Origin of the sequence: Prochlorococcus sp. MIT 1306, from assembly GCF_047304515.1 — a bacterium.
In the GTDB taxonomy this organism is placed as follows: Bacteria; Cyanobacteriota; Cyanobacteriia; order PCC-6307; family Cyanobiaceae; genus Prochlorococcus; species Prochlorococcus marinus_D.
Window position 1 is genome coordinate 656,067 of sequence record NZ_CP138959.1, and the last position, 19,327, is coordinate 675,393.

General features: G+C 43.1%; 19 protein-coding genes. 9 read left to right on the forward strand and 10 right to left on the reverse strand.

Annotated features, from left to right (window positions below; genetic code table 11):
* Positions 1 to 1,590: 1,590 nt before the first annotated feature.
* A complete protein-coding gene (locus tag SIB74_RS03410) occupies positions 1,591 to 2,643 on the forward strand; it encodes a chlorophyll a/b binding light-harvesting protein (RefSeq protein WP_011130418.1) in 1,053 nt (350 codons plus the stop codon).
* A gap of 209 nt (positions 2,644 to 2,852) precedes the next feature.
* Entirely contained in the window at positions 2,853 to 3,116 is a 264-nt protein-coding gene (locus tag SIB74_RS03415; protein ID WP_063395414.1) for a hypothetical protein, read from the forward strand.
* Positions 3,117 to 3,156: 40 nt separating this feature from the next.
* Here the strand turns inward: SIB74_RS03415 and SIB74_RS03420 are convergent, their stop codons facing one another.
* Positions 3,157 to 3,435, reverse strand: a complete 279-nt coding sequence (locus SIB74_RS03420; protein ID WP_063395413.1) for a hypothetical protein — start codon at positions 3,433 to 3,435, stop codon at positions 3,157 to 3,159.
* Positions 3,436 to 4,634: 1,199 nt separating this feature from the next.
* On the opposite strand from SIB74_RS03420, the gene SIB74_RS03425 reads away from it, so the two are divergent.
* Positions 4,635 to 5,897: an MFS transporter gene (locus SIB74_RS03425; RefSeq protein WP_063395412.1), complete on the forward strand. Its 1,263-nt coding sequence runs from the start codon at positions 4,635 to 4,637 to the stop codon at positions 5,895 to 5,897.
* Between the two features lie 750 nt (positions 5,898 to 6,647).
* On the opposite strand, the gene SIB74_RS03430 is transcribed toward SIB74_RS03425, so the two are convergent.
* Positions 6,648 to 7,250, reverse strand: coding sequence for a hypothetical protein (locus SIB74_RS03430; RefSeq protein ID WP_063395411.1), 603 nt, complete (start codon positions 7,248 to 7,250; stop codon positions 6,648 to 6,650).
* Positions 7,251 to 8,445: 1,195 nt separating this feature from the next.
* On the opposite strand from SIB74_RS03430, the gene SIB74_RS03435 reads away from it, so the two are divergent.
* Complete coding sequence (locus SIB74_RS03435; protein WP_156486077.1) at positions 8,446 to 8,598, forward strand: hypothetical protein; 153 nt, start codon at positions 8,446 to 8,448, stop codon at positions 8,596 to 8,598.
* 199 nt (positions 8,599 to 8,797) lie between these two features.
* On the opposite strand, the gene SIB74_RS03440 is transcribed toward SIB74_RS03435, so the two are convergent.
* Both SIB74_RS03440 and SIB74_RS03445 read right to left on the reverse strand, forming a co-directional pair.
* Complete coding sequence (locus SIB74_RS03440) at positions 8,798 to 9,037, reverse strand: hypothetical protein (RefSeq protein ID WP_063395410.1); 240 nt, start codon at positions 9,035 to 9,037, stop codon at positions 8,798 to 8,800.
* Between the two features lie 957 nt (positions 9,038 to 9,994).
* Positions 9,995 to 10,456 (reverse strand): Sema domain-containing protein, encoded by a 462-nt coding sequence (locus tag SIB74_RS03445; RefSeq protein WP_231906015.1) that lies wholly within the window; start codon positions 10,454 to 10,456, stop codon positions 9,995 to 9,997.
* Between the two features lie 380 nt (positions 10,457 to 10,836).
* Here SIB74_RS03445 and SIB74_RS03450 point away from each other — a divergent pair, with 380 nt between their 5' ends.
* Complete coding sequence (locus tag SIB74_RS03450) at positions 10,837 to 11,094, forward strand: lactate dehydrogenase (RefSeq protein ID WP_231906014.1); 258 nt, start codon at positions 10,837 to 10,839, stop codon at positions 11,092 to 11,094.
* A 422-nt stretch (positions 11,095 to 11,516) separates the two neighbouring features.
* Here the strand turns inward: SIB74_RS03450 and SIB74_RS03455 are convergent, their stop codons facing one another.
* Together SIB74_RS03455 and SIB74_RS03460 are read right to left on the reverse strand one after the other, a co-directional pair.
* Entirely contained in the window at positions 11,517 to 11,744 is a 228-nt protein-coding gene (locus SIB74_RS03455; RefSeq protein ID WP_063395408.1) for a hypothetical protein, read from the reverse strand.
* Between the two features lie 436 nt (positions 11,745 to 12,180).
* Complete coding sequence (locus SIB74_RS03460; RefSeq protein ID WP_063395407.1) at positions 12,181 to 12,588, reverse strand: OsmC family protein; 408 nt, start codon at positions 12,586 to 12,588, stop codon at positions 12,181 to 12,183.
* A 263-nt stretch (positions 12,589 to 12,851) separates the two neighbouring features.
* Here SIB74_RS03460 and SIB74_RS03465 point away from each other — a divergent pair, with 263 nt between their 5' ends.
* The gene (locus tag SIB74_RS03465; RefSeq protein WP_041384454.1) at positions 12,852 to 13,190 is read left to right on the forward strand and encodes a DUF3288 family protein; all 339 of its coding nucleotides are present in this window, start codon (positions 12,852 to 12,854) and stop codon (positions 13,188 to 13,190) included.
* 51 nt (positions 13,191 to 13,241) lie between these two features.
* Positions 13,242 to 13,517, forward strand: coding sequence for an Ets-domain-containing protein (locus SIB74_RS03470; RefSeq protein WP_231906013.1), 276 nt, complete (start codon positions 13,242 to 13,244; stop codon positions 13,515 to 13,517).
* A gap of 524 nt (positions 13,518 to 14,041) precedes the next feature.
* Here SIB74_RS03470 and SIB74_RS03475 read toward each other — a convergent pair.
* A complete protein-coding gene (locus tag SIB74_RS03475; protein ID WP_041384453.1) occupies positions 14,042 to 14,335 on the reverse strand; it encodes a hypothetical protein in 294 nt (97 codons plus the stop codon).
* 139 nt (positions 14,336 to 14,474) lie between these two features.
* Between SIB74_RS03475 and SIB74_RS03480 the strand changes: the two genes are divergently transcribed.
* A complete protein-coding gene (locus SIB74_RS03480) occupies positions 14,475 to 14,672 on the forward strand; it encodes a hypothetical protein (protein WP_413681771.1) in 198 nt (65 codons plus the stop codon).
* A 1,396-nt stretch (positions 14,673 to 16,068) separates the two neighbouring features.
* Here SIB74_RS03480 and SIB74_RS03485 read toward each other — a convergent pair.
* Together SIB74_RS03485 and SIB74_RS03490 are read right to left on the reverse strand one after the other, a co-directional pair.
* The gene (locus SIB74_RS03485; protein WP_063395405.1) at positions 16,069 to 17,517 is read right to left on the reverse strand and encodes a S8 family peptidase; all 1,449 of its coding nucleotides are present in this window, start codon (positions 17,515 to 17,517) and stop codon (positions 16,069 to 16,071) included.
* Positions 17,518 to 17,890: 373 nt separating this feature from the next.
* A complete protein-coding gene (locus SIB74_RS03490) occupies positions 17,891 to 18,310 on the reverse strand; it encodes a DUF1499 domain-containing protein (RefSeq protein ID WP_197463263.1) in 420 nt (139 codons plus the stop codon).
* A gap of 95 nt (positions 18,311 to 18,405) precedes the next feature.
* On the opposite strand from SIB74_RS03490, the gene SIB74_RS03495 reads away from it, so the two are divergent.
* Positions 18,406 to 18,747, forward strand: coding sequence for an Ets-domain-containing protein (locus SIB74_RS03495; RefSeq protein WP_074159115.1), 342 nt, complete (start codon positions 18,406 to 18,408; stop codon positions 18,745 to 18,747).
* 72 nt (positions 18,748 to 18,819) lie between these two features.
* On the opposite strand, the gene SIB74_RS03500 is transcribed toward SIB74_RS03495, so the two are convergent.
* On the reverse strand, positions 18,820 to 19,290 hold the full coding sequence (locus SIB74_RS03500) for a DUF427 domain-containing protein (protein WP_063395442.1): 471 nt from the start codon (positions 19,288 to 19,290) through the stop codon (positions 18,820 to 18,822).
* Positions 19,291 to 19,327: the final 37 nt, after the last annotated feature.

Genomic DNA, 19,327 nt, shown 5'->3' on the forward strand with positions numbered 1-19,327 from the left:
GACCGACCTTCAGTGGGAGCAATTCGGACAATGCATTCGTGAATCTTTGTCCTGAGAGTTTTATGAACTGTGCTCTTGTACCGCAAAGGAGTAGGGCTGATCCTTTTCCTAATTGCGGTTTGGTCTGTTGAGCAGGCTTCGCTTAAGTTGAGGGATCTCTGAGGAGCCCGCTCAGATTGACCTCATCAGCATCGTGTTTGGGTAGTTTCAAGAGGATGCGGATCTAGTTCCGTGATTCATTGCTAGGCCGTAAGGGAGTCTTGGTGCTTACGAGGCCATCTTTTTGTTGAGACTTGGTTGCGATTTAGTGGATTTGTGGCGAGATTTGTCTAGTGGTGCACAGATCATTAAAGCAATGGCTGTTTGCTCGCTTACTACAGTTACCCTTAATCGAGTCAAGGAAATCATTGATCGCTTAGCCACTGGGGAAGTAGTAAGTCTGGAGGAGAGGATCAAATTGCAGAAGTATGCAATTCACATTCCATTTATTGCTTGGATGTTGAGCAAAGCCATTCGAAACCGATCGGAGCTGAAATGAAATGCATTTATTGAATGAAGCGGGTGGTCCAAGTAACCTTACTATTGCCGCAGTGGTGCTTGCTATCCTTACTTCAAGTTGGTTGTTTGGCGCATTGACAACCCTCCTCACCAAAGGTAAAAAATAACCTTACTTGGTCAAAAAAGTTGAGTGTTGAGAATAACGAGCCATACACTTCTTCTATTCCTTGCCTCGTGAAAGACCCTGATTGGAATAGGGGCTAATATTGGTTTTCCAATAATGTTTATTGACTTGAATTCTTTTTATAAGAAACATCCAAGCAAAGGATCTGAATGAATGCCTTTAGCTTTCCCCTTGCTATCTAAGAGATTTACCCCTTCGCAACTATGCAGACAACTTCGTAATTTTAGTTCTCTTACTATTAAGTCATTATGGCAGGGTTAATGTTAGATCGATCTTCGCTGATGAGCTGGAATTGTCCATCTCAGAATCTGAAGGGGGTTTCCTTGATGAGCTGAAAGCTGATGAATTGTTTTTACCCTTATTTAGCTAAAGATCCGTTATGAACTATGTGAGGCTCATTAGCTTGGCTGTCTTCAACAGATTATTGAAGTGCTACTAGTGGATTTTCTCGAAATCAGATCAGATGCTTCTTTATAGCGTTGTTAAGACACCCATAGAGAGTGACTAATGACAAAAGCTGATTCTCAAACGATTGGGGAATCGATTCCCAGCGAGTGTTTAGCACCTCTGGAAATGGTTGAACTGAATCTCGAGCAAAACACGCTCCTTATTTTCTTGACCTGCAAGGCCTAATCCCTCATGACTTGATCTTGCCTGAACCATGGCAGGCCTGCTGAGTGGATTGTGAGACATGCTCCTATTAGCAGGGCCTGCCTCTAATTGTCGACAGAGTGTGCCAGTAAATTGATCGACAGTAGGCAATTGTGCCTAAAAAACCGTTTTTTTTAGCATAAACACCTAGGTAATTAGCACTATTTTCCTGCTCAGGTGGAGTGTTGTTACAGGTTCTAGGTGAATCCCTTAGTAAAGGTTCATAATGCTGCTGGCGTTTCTCTTGCTCCGTTCTCGTGCAAACTTATGGAAATCCTAACCCCACCTATGGGTGGTGGGCAGGAAATGCTGGAACTACAAATCGATCAGGAAAATTCCTGGCAGCGCATATTGCCCACACAGGTTTGATGGCCTTCTGGGCAGGATCGTTCACCTTATTTGAACTTTCCCGTTATGACCCCTCAGTACCCATGGGGCATCAGCCTCTGGTTGCCCTCCCTCATCTGGCAACTCTTGGAATAGGCGTCGGTGATGGTGGTGTCATAACTGATACTTACCCAATTGTTGTGACGGCAGTCCTGCACCTGGTTCTATCCATGGTTTATGCAGCTGGCGGACTTATGCACTCCCTCCTATTCAATGGAGACATTGGCGAAATGGGAGTTAAGTGGGCTAGAAAGTTTGACTTTAAGTGGGATGATCCAGACAAGTTGACCTTTATTCTTGGTCATCACCTGTTCCTATTAGGCCTTGGCAACGTTCAATTTGTTGAATGGGCTAAGTATTACGGCTTGTATGACAATGCAGAAGGGGTAGTACGAACCGTAGTACCAAACCTGAACATTGGCATGGTATGGAATGCTCAGTTTAATTTCCTGGCTATTAATAGCCTGGAAGATGTAATGGGCGGCCATGCCTTCCTCGCATTGTTCATGATGTCTGGTGGCCTTTGGCACATTGTTACCAAGCAAGCTGGTGAATACACCACGTTTAAAGGTAAAGGAATCCTTAGTGCTGAAGCTCAGCTCTCATGGGCCCTTGCAGGTGTAGGTTGGATGGCTTTAGTTGCTGCCTTCTGGTGTGCTTCTAACACAACCATTTATCCAGATACATTCTTCGGTGAAGTTCTAGATCTCAAATTCAGTATCTCCCCTTATTGGGTTGACACTGCAAATCTTCCTGAAGGAACCTACACATCACGTGCTTGGTTGACCAACATCCACTACTACTTGGGATTCTTCTATATCCAAGGTCATCTGTGGCATGCCCTCAGAGCTCTCGGATTTGATTTCAAGAGAGTTTCCAATGCTATCGGCAATGCCGACAGCGCAACAATTACTCTGAACTGAATTGGTTCTCCAGTAATTAAATTAAGCCCTGCACTTATGTGCAGGGCTTTTTTTTGCTTAGAAATAGTCTGATTTGTCCATTGATTGAATATTCCTTTCTATGTTTTTGCAGATTTTTCTAAGCGCAAACCTGCTATCTATGAAGTTCAGGGCTAAACGGGCCTCAAGCAAATACTTGGAATGGTTTTGTTCTGGTCCTAATTTTATGAATGTATAACTTACAAGCTAAACAGAACACATCTAAAAAACACATCATTTTAAAAAGCCCCCAGTCTTATTTCTCACGAATAGGATTGAGCTCTTTTGGTTTTGTTGAGTATGGCTTTGTTGGTTATATGGCTTACCCCCCAACTTCCCTCCTTCTTCTTATTGGTGGGGGCGTAGCTTTGTTCCCTTTTGTGGATAGATGGCTTGATATTTTTGCAAAAGAAAAACCCTGCACTTATGTGCAGGGTTTAATTGAACCTATTTGAATTTTAAATTCATTAGGACTTGTCGTGGACTCTCTTGCTATTAGGCACCACTGAAATTTAAAAGCCAGCCTAGGCCTAGACATTTCCATTCTGCCGGGCAACTTGCAACGGATCCAATGCCATTGGGATCAGCATTTACGCCAAAGAACCAAAGGACCATTACAAATAAAGCAGGCCCACCAAGTAAAAGTGCATGAATGGCACCAACTTGTTGATCCTCTACACCACGCCACCAAATAATAGGTGGAGCCAGCCACCGCTGCATCCACTTGGGAGCACCGTCGAGTGGGTCAATTGGATCACCTATTTTTCGTCCCATAATTCCAGGGTTGAGCGAAGACCATATAGTTCTAGCATTTCTTGGGCGAATTAGAATTATCTGATTGCAAAGTTGAAGTTACTCTTCATTGCTTGTGACGCCCCATCTGCAGGCCTAAATTTATCAGAATAATCTTGATAGCAGCTTGGTGAGGCGCTGTTTACAAGCAATGCCTTTGCATGTGCTTTTCAAGATGATTTGGATTGTTTCTTGATCGCAGCTCTGTGAGCGCATTTTTTTCGATGGGGACTTTTGACAGAGAATGAGCTAGCCAGGCAAGGTTCATTTTGTGGATTATTTTTTTTAGATTGACCGAGAAGGCTTCCTGCCTCACTACTTACAACCAATCGATTATGCGCATCTCACCTAATGCCCTAAGCGTTTAGGGCTTATGGGACCAAACAGATTTCAAAATATGGTAGAAATGCTGCTTAGGGTTGGATTTTATAGTGTATAATTAACCGGCTTTGCATTCTAATTCAAATGATTCCTTCAGCTGCGATCCTTGGAGTCCTTGGCATTCTTGGTTTTGCTTTCTTCTTCTGGTTGGCCGTTAACGATCCAGCAGACGCCTGAACATAAATTGCTTATCGGGTAGAGCCTTTCTCTACCCGATTGCTTTTTTATTCTTCTAAGGTTTCTTGGAACACATCCATTGAAATCGAACTCATCAATTTATTCTGACAAGTTGAGAAAATTTGATTCTCTCGCGATTTAGAAAAAGCTCTTATAGCTTTACTGCATCATGAGCACACAGAACTGTTCTGAATGTTAGAGACAGAACAATCTCAAGCAGTTTTCGAATCAACACTATCTCAATATATAGCAATAGATTCCTTTGAGGATTTGGTGTGTGAAAATTACTTTATTCCCTTGATTGGATCAACGAAAATGAACATTAATTCCGAAAAAACTTTTTGGTGATCAATCTCAGGTCTTTACCTTTTTAGAGGTTTGGTTGTCATCAAGGATTGAATTATGATTTGAACACAGAGTCAAGAGACGTCAGCGCTTGTGGATATGTTTAAGTAGGATACTAAGAGTACATTGAAAGATCTTTTTTTAGCGACGTATGGGCAGCACCTTTGCTGTCTTTTGACTCTCAATTGCACCATTTATGATTGAGTCTTAGATCAGAATTACTTGCTTAATAATGACTAGAGATTCACCTTGACACAGCATTACTTTGCTTCTTTGGCATGATCGTAAAGGCCCAAGAGACATCAAACATACGTGTGATACTCGCTGGTCTCGTTGGCAACGTGATCGAATGGTATGACTTCGCTTTGTATGGATACTTTGCCACCGTTATTGGACAACAGTTCTTTCCCTCTAGCAATCCTTCAGTCTCTCTAATTGCTGCTTTCGGAGCGTTTGCTGTCGGCTTTCTAGTTCGCCCTTTCGGAGGGCTTTTGTTCGGACGTATTGCTGATTTGCTGGGACGAAAACAGGCACTTATCCTTACCTTGCTGGCGATGGCTATCCCAACAGTGCTGATGGCCTGTATGCCCAACTACAGCCGGATTGGCATAGCAGCTCCGATCATAATCGTTTTGTTGCGTATTATCCAAGGATTATCAGTCGGCGGCGAGTACACAACATCAATTGTTTATCTCGTTGAGAATGCCCCTGATCAACGACGAGGCTTCTTTGCTATTTGGGGTCTATGGGGAGCAGTATTGGGAATCCTCTTGGCTTCTGCCATAGCCAGTTTGCTTGCCAATATTCTTGACCCTCAACAGCTAGACATCTGGGGTTGGAGAGTGCCTTTTGCGCTCGGTTCACTTGTCGCATTAATAGGACTTTTAATACGACGTGGTCTTGTCACTGATGTATGTACTGAAGAGGCCATAGACCCAGTACAGCAGGTTTTCGGGAAATACCGTATGCAGGTATTTCGCTTGTTCTTGCTTAATATTGGTGGCGGTGTTGGCTTCTATGCAGCTTTTGTGTATGTTGTGAGCTACGTCAAGGAAATAGATATGGTGCCCGAACGAATAGCTCTGAATATAAATACAGTTTCTATGGCAATACTTTTAATACTTTATCCATTAACCGCTTTGCTTTCAGACCGCATTGGACGTAAGCCCTTGTTGATCGCCGGTGGTGGTATGTTGATGTTTGGCTCGATTCCACTTTTTCAATTGATACACACCACTGATCCGTTACGAATTTTCTTCGGGCAGCTCGGATTTGTGATTGCACTCGCAACTCTTTCAGGAGGATTAAACGTCGCGAATGTGGAGCTCATGCCTAAGGCGGTTCGCTGTACCGGCCTGGCCTTTGCCTATAACACTTCTATGGGGATTTTTGGTGGTACAACACCATTAATTGCGACCTGGTTAATTCAGGGAAGTGGAAATCCAATTAGCCCTGCTTACTGGTTAGCGGGCAGTGCTTCGATCACTTTATTCACAAGTATCTTTTGGGTTAGAGAGACTAGACTTTCATGCCTGTCTTGAACATAGAAAAATGAAATCAAGCACCTCTATTCCCCAATTAAGGTTATTTCCTAGCCCATCATTAACCTGAGGCGATACCCTCAAATTGTTTGGTTTGTGTTCTATTGCTGACAGCATGCGGTTGGAGGGCTTGCCCTAAGAGCAATTTGTTGCGTTATAAGTATTAGACACCACAGGTCGGATTCGTTTAATATCCTCTGATAAGGAACCACCCATTCGTTTCCGCCATGGATTTGTCAACAGTACTTCTATGGGCTTCTTTGCCATTTGCGCTGATAACGCTTTATTTTGGAACTAGGAATGGATATTACGACAGTGATTTGTATGAGGGAGATGGATGTGCCCATGACGTACAGAGATAATACTCTTTCCATTATCATCTTTTATTAATATTGATATCCCCTGAGTCTTGCTCATTTGGCTTGTATCTAATCCATGGAACTTTTTGATTTTCAGCAATAAATGCTGCGATTCAAATTAATGAATGTATAGTTTCCATTTCTATAGTCACCTCATGAATACTTCTCTTGTAGATATAATAATTGAGATTTTTGGCTATATTGATTCAAAAAGAGATCTTGAATTTTGGTTTATTTGATAACCAATGGCTGATCTGGACTTTTTTGGTATGAGCCTCGATTTGGGCGTAGTGTATTACTTTGCTTAATCAGTCTGTATATAGTTTATTGTGGTTTTAGCCGTTTTATTGAGGAATGCTTATTCTTTACAGATAGATGGTTGATTTCATATTTATTCGTGGCCACCATTGCAACTCATCACTTTTGCCGGAAGATCACTTCTATTCATTCCATCATTGTTGGAAGTAGATTCAATACATTCATTCTGTGACTTAGCCCAACGAGCAATAGGCTCAAGCCTTTCAGCAATCGGCTCAAGCCTAGAGACACCAACGACTAGGGCGATCGTGCTGATTGCCGCCATCACTGTGTAGGCGAAATCTTTGGCAATTTCTTGTTTGTTAACTTTAGGACGCTCTAGCTGTTTGATTTTTTGGGAAGCCTGAATTGCCTTCCAGTCAAACCGCGTTTGCGAGGTAGGGGTTAGAGCTGAGTTGAGTTTTGCTCGCGAGTTAGATATTGGTTGTGAGTCATGACTCGATCGAGAGGTAAGGATTGGATATGAAGAGGCAGGAATTGCTTGCATTTGAGGGGTCTGATAATCGTTGCGAGGCGTTGATTTAGAAGCTTCTGATCGTGGCCTCCATCCTGCAATGGTGATCACAAGTGAGACAGCCGCTACAAATAACGAGCGCAGGCTTTTCAGGGCATCGCGGAGCTCCATCGCCAGGCGTCGTCTGTCTTCGAAAAAGTCCGGGGTTGTTTCTTTGGTCATGCCTCCTTTTAGCTTATTTCATCCTTTGTGAGTAGTCGCTTTGAACGTCGATTTGTCTCTTCAGGAGAAAAGCCTGTATTTCTTCAATTGTAAGACATCAGTAGAGGAGTTATTTCATTGCCACTCCGCTTTTTTGTCAAGACAGAAAACCCTTTTGATCTTCCTTCACAGATGCACTTGATAATGTAAGCTTTTTAGCAATGATTCTTGCTTATTCTTGCTTATTGTTGCTGTATAAAGTCCGATGGCATCCTGAACGAATAGACGCATGATTGGAATGATCTGCAAGGTATCCCTGACGTTCCTTTGAGCGCGACCCGCACTATTCCTGCGACCCCATAATGCATCTGGCAGAAATGGTCGTGAACCCCCATCTCGACCACTCGCTCATGGTGGTTCGATTCAATCATCCTTTTGACGAAGAAACGCGCTGCAGTACTTCCCTTTTAGTTCGATACCCGCCCTTTTAGCTATTTCATCGAACTGGATCTTTTCCGTCCTCGCTGGGGGACCACCAGACTGATTTGAAAAATACAATCGTCCATTCTTCCAAACGTCGTTGGTGATACTGGATTGTTGATTACTCCGTTAATAGATTCTCATATCAATAATGTATCTTAGGATTTAGGGGCCTGATGACCAGAATCTTAAATTCGTCTTGTTCGAATGCTTTGAGCAGGCACGCTGTTAGCGCTGATGTCTTCAGCTCCATTGTTTACACAGCTATCGTTGATCTTCCTTGCTGATGGGTTGAGAAATTGATATCGAATTACTGAAAATAATGATTTTAGTTGATTGCGAATTGAAGTGGACCTAGTCTGTTTGATGGGTGCAGATCTAGTCAGGTTGAGAGTTTTAATCTCCGTAAGCAGTGCTAACCTGATTGTCTCAAAGATGACTTATATGCTCATGATAGTAATACTTCCTACTTCGTTTAGATCTTGCCAATGATTTAACAACTTCATAGTTACCTTATATCTGATGGACCAACAATCATATAATCTTCAACGCGTCAGGAACTAATTTATATGATGGTGGTATTGTGTGGACAATACTACCATTCCTCTGAAGAGTTGGATGGCTAACCTTTTTGGACAACGAATGAAAATGAGCAAACTCCTGACATCTGTCTTGGCTACAACATTTGTTTTCGTTGGGGTGCCGATGTCCGCAGTCGGGAAACATCATCATCATCATGACCATTATGTATGTGCTATCGGTTACCACTATGTTGGCGATGGTGTTTGTCGTCGCAATGGGGTTTGGTATCAGGGAAGACGGCATGAGCGTGGTTTGGAATACCGACCTGAACCCAGAGGAACTGTTGAGTTGTTTGATGGAGCGCTAAAAGTTAAATTTTAATAGTGAGTTCTTAGGAAATATTAATGCCTTTCGTTTTAGTGCTTGTTCACTCTTGTAATTCTGTAAACCATTATCAAGTACTAGCTCATCATGTCTAGAGTTCTTTTGAAGATCCTTAATGAGGTTGAATCTATAATGTTAAGCTTTTTAGTAATATATCAATCCTTGAAATCTTAACGCTCCTGTTAATAGCGGAAGCGTTTCACTACTTTTGCTGGTTGATGGTTAGAACCCTCTTGATAGAGGATCCATTGGTTTGTTTCTAGGTCATGATCACAGCCAAATTCCAGGCTTTCCTTATAGGATTCCCATTTTATGAAGTGGCAGGCTTGGTCTGCTTCAAAGGCTGAACGGTAACTAGTGAAAAATAAAAAAAGCATCACCCCAGCGGCGAGAACAATAATGCTAACGAAGCCGACTTTCATGTTTGCTCTGATCTGTGTCTTAAGTACAAGGATGATATTGGCACAGATGATGGAGTATTGGCAGAGGTGAAGTCAGTTCTTGATTTTAATACAATCAATAGCACCTTTGTGAATAATGGATAATTTTGAATCCGATACTTGCCGTCAACAGTTTGTTTATCCCTACTTCTCTGCTTGATTTTTGTAGACAATACCAATTCCATTGGGCTATTGGTTCTAATTCACAGCAGCTTTATGAAGATAGTCAGAGCAATCTGGCTCCTCTAATAAACCCTAGTCGAAGTTTCACTTCTATAGCCTTGTCAGGTTTGTCAGCCAAGTACGTCCCATCAATGATCTTGATTAGAATTAAATATTTTTGTCTTCGCAGAGTTAGCAACTATAATGATGCTCCAGTGTTTTTGGGAAGATGATTTGATTGTCTCTACCACAGAATTACTGAGCTTCTTTTTTCGATAACAGCCGGCCCTATCAACTGCAGAAATTGTGATTTAGAGGTTTCTGGCCCAGTGGATGAAACAGCCTTGGTGTCCTGCTCGTCTACTTTCTCTCAAGCCTTCAATCCTTTGCATCTGCTATCGCTACGAGGCTTGTGTTGGTTATTGATGTAGATCATACCCCTGTATCAAATACCAGCCAATAAATCCAACTAAGTTCAGACCAATGACAAATGCCCAAACACGCCATGGTTGATCCTTCGAGATTTTCATAATGCGATTTTCTTGATACACTATCTTATCATTTGGTTTTCTTTACTGTTAGAGTAACTATGGGGAAATAACCCAGATTTGCATTCAACGCTACGCGCATTGCCTCTTGATATTTGATCATATATTATACCTTTGTCAGTTACAGCCCCTAGTACGATAGAGCTATCAAATCTTGCTGTCTTAATCATTGAGATCCCAATATGCCCAGACTTTATATCGGTCTATTTGTTTATGCTTTACCGCCTCATCACCTCTTCCTTTGGAATAAGAACAATACCAACAACAGCGTTCCCCAGATTGGTAATAGATAAATAGCGGTGAAAACCCCCATTACGAAAACACTAGAGGCAACAATTATTGCTGCTCCGATTCCAGCCCAAAGTAACCAGCGACGCAGCCTTTTCGGCCATACTTGGCCGGTGAGTCGATCTAGTTGATCCTGTAGCTCCCTACGTTCTTGAGCCATCTCCTGCAGACGGCTCTGATGCCAGGAGACTGAGTTGCGCGCCGATGATTCAACGATCTTTTTCTGTACACCTCCCAAGAAATCTGAGGAGCCAGAGAGCATTGAGCGCACACTAACTGCTTGAGCTTGAATGAGTGCACGGCTGGTTTCGCCAATTTGTCGCTCGAGTCTCTCTAGTCGAGCTTGCAAAGACTGCACAGGGTCAGCATTGCGTGAGAGGTCGATCCTTTGCAGGGCGACCACTTTGTTAGGTCTGCTAAAAATCCCTTGAATGAGGCGCAAATGGTTAGTTCCGGACCTTTGCATTATGGGTGTGCTCGTCAACACGTTCTATCGCTAGGCCCCTATGGTCCTCCACTGGTTGGGAGCTTTGACCAGATGTGTTGAGTCTGCCTGAGTCGGCTTTGAGCGCAGGCTTTTTAGGATCCATCCAGCCCGCTCAAACACCATTGGTAGTGCCTGGGGGGTGTAAACACTCCAGCGCATCCACTCATGACGTTCGTTTTGCTGCTGACTAGAACGGAATTAGAGCCAAGGACAGGGTGATGGATGGAGAGGTCGGTCCTGAAAGGCTTTAGGGGCCTACTTTGTGAGCCCCCGCTAACAACGGTTGGAGTCAAGCAATGGCAAGCCAAAGCCCAGATAGCAAACGAAAACCCAGAAAATCAGTTTATTATTCAACAAACTATGCCCTTAAAGCTGACTACCGTGAGATTCGTCGCCTCGATTTGAAAAAACGGCTTGGGGTATTGCTCTACAGACGTGAACGTATGGAGCGTGAATTAGAAGCAATTAAGGCAGCCTTGAGCACATTGGAAGAACAGATGAAGAGTAATGTCGCCTATGAGCAGCTTTCTATCTGTGACAAATCCCCTTCTTGAATACCATAGATTTGTTATTATTGCCAATTGAGACATCAGAAGAAGTTCTAGAGCTTTTCAGCTGAGTTACGTATTTCTTCTGCTTTCCTTTGGAAGTTTTTACGCAAGATGGCACAATCTAATCTAAGCTGAGTAAATAAGCCTTTCCTCATTGACCTTCCTATAAAGGTTCATGCTTTTGAGAACATGCCTAACGAAGACACCTTTTAGAATGTATCATTCAGTTGATAGTTGATCTTCTTTCGATGCTTTCATATGCCTTCTTTAAGATCAACTCTCTCGAACAGCATTCTATTTCTATTAGAGTAATACAATGATGCATAGGGCAAGTTGTTGCTTGTAATGTTTTTTTAGATAAATAGCTGGAGTCATTTTCTGCGCAACTTCGTTTCACAATTTTTTCTTGAGTAACTTGGTTAGGGCTATTCGTCTAAGTAGTCCTGATCCGCTAGGGGGCCCTGCTGATCGTCTTGAATTTTGCCCTCTGCTCGATCAAGTGAGCTCAAGGATTTCTCAACATAAGTTCTTACGTAAGCAGCTCGCTTCTGTTGGTAATGCATGTGACGAAGGGTACGAGTTAACTCATGCCGTCGAACGCGTCGCCACTGATGCATGAATCGATCGAGAAATGTTGGACGGCGACGGCTCATCGATCTAGTCGCTTCCTAAACCATATTGTATTCAGTTTTTTGGTGCAGTGAAGAATGCTGCAAGATCATTCGCTGATAGTTGCAGATGGGTCATCAAAGGGCAGCCATTGCTTGTCATAGATAATGCATCCTCTGGTGCACTCGCGACCATAAGGCTGTTGAGCATAGTGAGCTTGCGCCGGTCTCCTATGACGAGGTTGTGATCTGTTTGCTGGTGATGTAGGCAGTACTGCTCAAATTCACGGTCATCAGGAGTTGAAGCGGCTCAACCTGCAGGCTTCACAACATCAGTAAGGTTTGAAGCCTGCAGGTATGCGTTGAAGACGGTCACTTGGGGTCTTTCACGCAAGATAGGTATGGGAGTGAAGTGAAGTCGTATCAGTGGACCCCCTGCTTAGAACTGCTTTAGACAGGCTTGTCGTACGAGGGAAGTTAATCAGCTCCAGCTGAACTCCATAGCGATTCCTTCTTCGAGGCTCCGTTTTACTGGGCAGGTATCAACCACCCTTTGAAGCAGCTTGACCCGTTCATCGCTCAGCTCAGGCGGCATGGTAATTCGAAGTTTTAGGGCTTTGATACTGCGCGGGCCTTCATTGGTCATGATCTTCTCGACCTCAACTGCTGCACCCTCGATTCTCCAGCCCTTGCGTCGGGCAGTGATGCCCATCACGGTGAGCACGCAGGTGCCAAGAGCTGTTGCGACTAGGTCTGTAGGGGAGAAGGCCTCGCCCTTACCTTCGTGATCGATGGGGGCATCGGTGCTAAGACGATCCCCAGAGGGGGTATGTAGGGCTTCACAGCGCAGATTGCCCTTGTAGCAACAGGAGATTGTGGTCATCGTCATTCAGCTCTGAACTGATTTGCTATGCAGAGATTCTGCTATTGGATGTCTTTGAGAACCACATCGAATAAAAAATCAAAGGCCCGAGTAGCATGCAAAGATTAATTAAACTCTTGATCACATCACGGTTGATCTGATCTGATCATCTTGGATTCAACCTCAAGTAAGCCCAATCGCTATGGCACTAACTGCTTAAGGCTTACTAACTAGAGATTGATCAATACAAATCAGGCTTTTGTATAGGCCCATTCAAATATCCTGTTGGTATGGAAAAGAAAAAACAAGAGGAGACTTCACCTCCAGATCAAAACCACCCCCTCTATGCGAGTGATCGTGATCGAGTTGATGCTCTCTTAGGGCATAAGGGGCATCCCAACGAAGACCAGCTCACCACGGCAGCGATGCTTCTCAACCGTTACGACGGCTTCCAAGGTGCGATGGACTTGCAGGAAGATCTGACAAAGGTGGTTAAGAGTTGGGGTTTTGATCGTGAAGCCCTTAATGCCAAGACCAGAGCGATCTGGTCCAGTGGTTGGCGACCAGGCACTGCCACTTCTGGCGATGACGTTGGCTCAGGAGCCGACGTCGTTGACAAGGAGACCTGATTGGTACCGCCGCTCAAGGTTGATACTGCTATTGATGTTCGCCTTGCATCGATGAGCGCTGCTTACCAGGAAGGCAGGAGAGTGACCCCACGCGAAATGGTTAGATCCCATGCTTTTCCCGTCTTGGCTGCTTTAAGTACTATCAGCCTCATCGTGATCGCCTGGTCGCTGATCCCAATTTCTAGACAGGCAGCCCGTTGGAACGGATGTTTTGAGGAATCCTTACGATGGCAACGTAGGGACTTCTCAACGGAATCCAAAACGATTTCGAAGTTGTGGGCTACTCGCTACTGCAATGGCGGCTCTTTACCAATGCCAAGGAAGTAAACGAAGCCTCGCCATTTTTGCGTAAGTTGCAAGAATTGATTGGGCCTTATAAGCCGTTTGAGCATCCTATTTAGATGGAAATTCGATGAGTAGTTCCAAGAGAACACCGATGCCTTGACAGATATCAGATTTTAAGTCTTTAGAAAGGATGCGACCGCCTACTGAATTAATCCAAGGCACAACTTCTTTCGCATATTCAGCAAAGCCTTCAAATTTAGTAAAGGTTCTCTGTTTATAGGTAAGTACAAATTAGCCATGAAGAGAACCTTTAGGGCTCTGCTTGGATAAAAATTGAAAGAGTTGCTTCGAGTGTCTATGTTATCGGTTTAAGATCATTTTCTGTGTATTTAGCAGAACAAAAACATCTATGAGTCAGTTGTGATTTTGATTTTATTTGATCAGCCTCTCCATGAGGTTCATCCATTATTGCATGAAGCTCGTCGAGTATGATTTTGTTGAGCTAAACTTTTAAGTGTATACTTGATTGCGATTGTTTTGATCTTAGTTGGCTTTAGTATTATCCTCTAGCCAGCCGCAATCATTGAAGATAAAAATTCCGGGATTGGCAGCTTAGCCATTAGTGAAGAAAGAAGATCCATATTGAACTTGTGGACGGCTGGAATGGTGCGATCCAGAATAAAAATTGCTAGATATGGAATGTTCATCGCGATTTGCCAACGCCATTTGAAGGTCAGGATCCCCCAGGCCTTTTTGGCGTAAGCCTTTTGAGGATCAGTAAGGCGCTCCCATCTCTGATTGCCAAAAGCGGTGATACGTTCCTTGAGAGAGGCTTGAGACAGTGAACCTGTTGACTGCATTTTATGTCTTGAGATGGAGGCCTTTATAGCACATAGGGGTTTTTACCCATGTCTGATGGGTCTTGGCTGCCGATTTGCGGCGATGTTGTTCAGGCAGATGCATAGCTAGAATGAGTGACTGATTTAATCAAGCTTGCTTGTGCCTGATCTTTCAAACGGCTTAGATCCCTTCTCTCCTTGGGGAATCGCACTTTTAACTTTTGGGGTGGTTTTTACCTTTTGTATTCCCTTCTTTTTGATTAAAAGTGATGATTTTAACCCAGACAAAGGTAGCAAAGCCTATCAGGATGAGATGAGAGCAAAAAAGATAGCTAGTCTCTATCCGAAAAAACCTTAGCCTGAGAAATACCCTAATAGCTATCAATCCAATTCTACTTTGCACCAGCATTGATAGTGCTGACTTACGTATGCTTTACCATAAGAGTCTAGTCAATAGTTATGGATTTTTTATTGTCTAGTTTTTCTGTTGGCTAGACTTGCTGATTAATTGATAAGTCAAATTGCTTTAGATTTTTTATGAAGTCATTTTTTTGGTACAAAGAAATTTAATCTGATAAATGCGTAGATATCAATAAGCTGGCATTTTTTGGTCTTAAAGTTAGTGATAGGTGTTGCGGTTAGAGAGTTTTCAGATGATAGAAATTAGCGCAGTATTGATGGCATTGCTATCTATAGGGATTTGATCTCTTCACGCGCCTTGCATCGATCAAGGAACTTATTCCAAGCTTTTGGCCACCTCCAGCGAACGATTAGAGCCAAATAGAAGAGGTAGGCCATCCCCTCCACGGGATGCTTGATAATCGATAAGAGAGATAGTGCCTGTTCGACTGGTGACGCCATTAACGACTCTGTGCGTTACCCATAATTAGACGGTAATCGTAGGAATGGCTCAAAACTGTTTCTAACTGTCGTAGCTTCACATGACTCCATTGGCGAGCTCTTGGCTTTTGTTGAACTTGAACTGAAGAAAAAAATCTAGCCGATCTTTCTGCTCTTTTTATTCGTGGCAGAGATGAGATGCGCCTTCTCCTGGCCATCTATAAGCTCCCCTTGGATAGTATAAATATTGCTTAGAGCATGAAGTTCTCGTTTTTTGGGGCCGCTAAGCGCCGACTGGAAACCTCTTCAATTCAGTACCCTAGGCGACTTTCATCAGAGGCCTGGGGAGATCGCTCTGGCCAGGCCTATGGCTGTTGAAGCATTCTTATGGGTCATTGTCTGAGCAGTTACTTTCTTAGTGAGCCAAAAGCAACCATCAACCCCTTTCCTGTATAGGAAAGGCTTTTTCTGTAAAGGGTTCAATCCTTTTATGATCAAACAATATTGTGGAAGAATTTATATCTCTTTATTGCCAAATGGTTTTTGCTGTGAAATTTGATTAGAAAAGGCTATTGGTTTGAAGAGCCTATGGTCAGTTCAATTCTTTGTCGATATTGCGGAAAGGCGATTTCTTCTGACTACCAATGGGAAAAGGAGGCATTGATGAGCAATAAAAGCTGCATGGAATGCCTTGAAAAAATTGAAAATGGTGAATTAATCATTCAACGCCGGATCTCAACGACTAATAAGCAATGTGGTGAATAAAGGCCCACGCTGTGCTTTCGTCCAATAAGGCAAGCAGGGAAACTGTTTCCCTATAAGCAGATTGATTTATTTTCTCGATGGCACACATAAAGCGATCACCTGCGTATTGACATCTTGATTAATAGTTAGATGGACTTTCCTTTGACTTATTAAATTAAGACCTCACTGTCAAAGTAGAAACTGGTATAGCCGAATTCGTTGAACAATGTTTTAATAGCATCTTTGGGCTGAGCCTCGTCTTGATCTGACAATTGAATTGTACATATTGAATGATCAAGCGCTTCCATTGATTTAAAAAAATCAATATGCTTTAGCTCTTCTTGATCAGTTTTGATGTCTTTAGCAAGATCATTCACCACCTTCTCTTTATCTCTTATGTCAACAGATAGAAGGCCGATAATTGTCTTTCCTTTGAGATCATCTGAATCATGGAAGATAAGGTTTGCAGGTGTGATCCAGTTTGTGATATCCATTTCTTTTTGCCATCTTTCCACATGGGAATAGGAGTTTGTTGTGGAAGTGAACTCGTGGCTTGATATTTTGCTTGAAATACCTATTTTGTCCTGATTCAATCTCTCCATATTAATACGACCACCTGTTACTGTATCTCCATCGAAGGCCTCTTCCGGTACATCAACATTTGAGAGGATTCTTGCTTTTACTTCGCTTGCAGAAAGATCTGGATTTCTTGCCCAAAATGAACTAGCAATGCCTGCTACTAATGGGGTTGCCATCGAGGTGCCTGACATATAACCATAGGCAATATCTGAGGTATTAACAGTGCTATAAATATCAATGCCTGGCGCGAAAAGATCAACACTTTGCTTCCCATAGTTTGAGCCCCATCTAGGGCTATATGGTGGATCGGACCTTGGACCACCCTCCATAACTCTTTGGCCATCTTGATTTGATGCAGCTACTTTTATGCCACTTTCCATTTTATAGGACGCGGGGTATGTCGGTTTTTGTTGATCAATATCACGATCATCATTCCCTGCCGATACAATAAATAAGCATCCATTCCCTTCTGCTGATTGGATGGCTTGATAAAAAAGTTCATATTGTTGTGCAACTCCAAGACTCATATTTATTACTTTTGCCCCTCGAATTACAGCATAATCAATACTAGCTATAAGGCTGGAATATGATACGTCACCGTTTTTGTCAAATACCTTTATTGGCAGAATTTTAGCGGCTGGGTTTGTGCCGACAATTCCTAGATCATTGGCAGCAGCAGCAGCAATTCCCGCGACATGTGTTCCATGGCCATTGGCTGAATCGTCAAACGGATCACCATTGTTATAAGCAAAATTATATCCATAGTAGTCATCGGTATAACCATTTTGATCATCATCAATTTGATTATTAGGAATCTCAGCTTTGTTTATCAGGATATTGTCTGCAAGGTCTTCATGCGTATAGCGAACACCGCTATCGATAATGGCAATGATATTTTGACCTATGGAGAGGTCAGTAATTCCATCTACCGGCCCAGCCCATTGCTGGAAGGCATCTATGGCGCCAACATTATCATCGTCAGGATTGCTTCCAAAAGCCCAAAGAGTATTGAAATAAGGCTCTTCCCACCAATTTGACATCTTCTAGATAGCTTGCAGAATGTTTAACTCTAGTCTAGGTAATTGTATAGCGTTGTCTATTTTCTTTACGTCCTTGAAATACTATATATTGTGCTTCAGCATTCAACTTTTTCTTGGGTCCCGATTGTAGAATATAAGACGAATATAGAAGTCATTCCCTATTGGCCTTTTGACAGTTGTTCTGGTTAATTGTGTGACTTTTGTATCATTACTCTAATGATTGATTCTTTTATGCAAGTATCTTTAATAGCTTTTTGACCATTGAAGTGGTCTTTTCTTTTGCTACCCCTGTTTTAATATTGTAGAAAAGGCTTTTTCGTTAGAGACTTATGCATTTTTTTGTTGCTCTTCTTTATAGGCCTGAGCACTATATTTATGAGTTTTTTAATGTTTTCAACAGTTGATTGTACAGACTGCTGACTCTTTTTTTATTCACGCCTAGATCTGAAACACCAACTCTTGAAGCTGATCGAACTTGGATAACCTTTTCGTTTGGTATTTGAAGAATCTCCAGGTCATCTGGGAATCGAAAAACTAGGCTTCTAACGACAGCATGCCAATAATTGTTAGTTTGCTCGAGGACTTTGGTCCTTGGTAGTTGAGAAGCAATGCCTAAAAGATCCTCATAGGACTGCTTCACTTCGTTGACTTCCCATTCAACAAGCACACAGTTTGTGTCAACTTTGCATTCGGATAAACCTCCCTCCATCGTGAATGCCATGGCGGGATCACTGTGAATGGTGATGAGCGTTATCAAAAGGCAAGGAAGCAGACTGTATGCTAGACGTTTCATTGAAAAGCAATCATTTAAGAGAAACCTACAGGTTGTAGGCTGTTATCAAGCTGTATTTTAAGTATACAACTTTGTCTGATGTCTAAATTGGAGCAATGAGTGATAGTTGGCATCCACCGATGACCGTTCAAAAACCTCTCTCAGACAACGTCTCTACATCGTTGCAAGACTCCGACCGTAAAGAACAGAACCTCAATCCGATTGAAGGGTTTGGATCTCACTCTTATGTGGTTTTGGCTACTTTATGTACTGTTAGCTTGATTGTGATTGCCTGGTCTCTTGTTCCAATCTCTAGGCAGGCAACACGCTGGAACGGATGTTTCCAGGAGTCCTTTCGTTGGGATCGCAAAACGTTCCCAACGGATCCACAGTTGGTTTCGAAGTTGTGGGCGACTCGCTACTGCAATGGTGGATCACTATCAATACCTAGGGAGTAGTCGCTGCTGACTTTGATGCAGAGTCACCATGATGTCACACAGCCTCGATTTCTTTTGAGGTGCTCTCATGGATCAAATTAACTGAGGATGTGCAGGATCACCTTTGAATGGACCGACCACTTGCGATGTGATCCATCCTCCATAGAACTGGCCGGGTTGGGGGATCACTGTCTCTCCATTGACGCTGCAATGATCCATGCGTCCGGGGTATAGCGCATACCAGCCCGTAAGGGCCCTAAATGTTGGGGAGGGATCTGGATATGACCAGATTGCGCCCTCGAGACGTTTGTCTGCAATCACCAGATCCCAGTAGTTTGCGATTCCCTTCCATTCGCAGAAACTCCTGCGACGGCTGCGTATCAGTAGATCCTTCCGCATCGCCTTTGGCGAAAGATAGTAGGTGGGCGGATGGAATGTCTCCAGCACACGCAGGCAGTCATGGGTTTCGCAGATACGCGTACCGAGGGCCTCCACAATCACGTGGTCTGAGCAGGCCATAAGAGCTGGCGGACGTGGGTACTCAGCAACAATTTCAAGGCTCATTAGCTCTACGTTGAGATAGTGACTTTGTTTCAGGGGG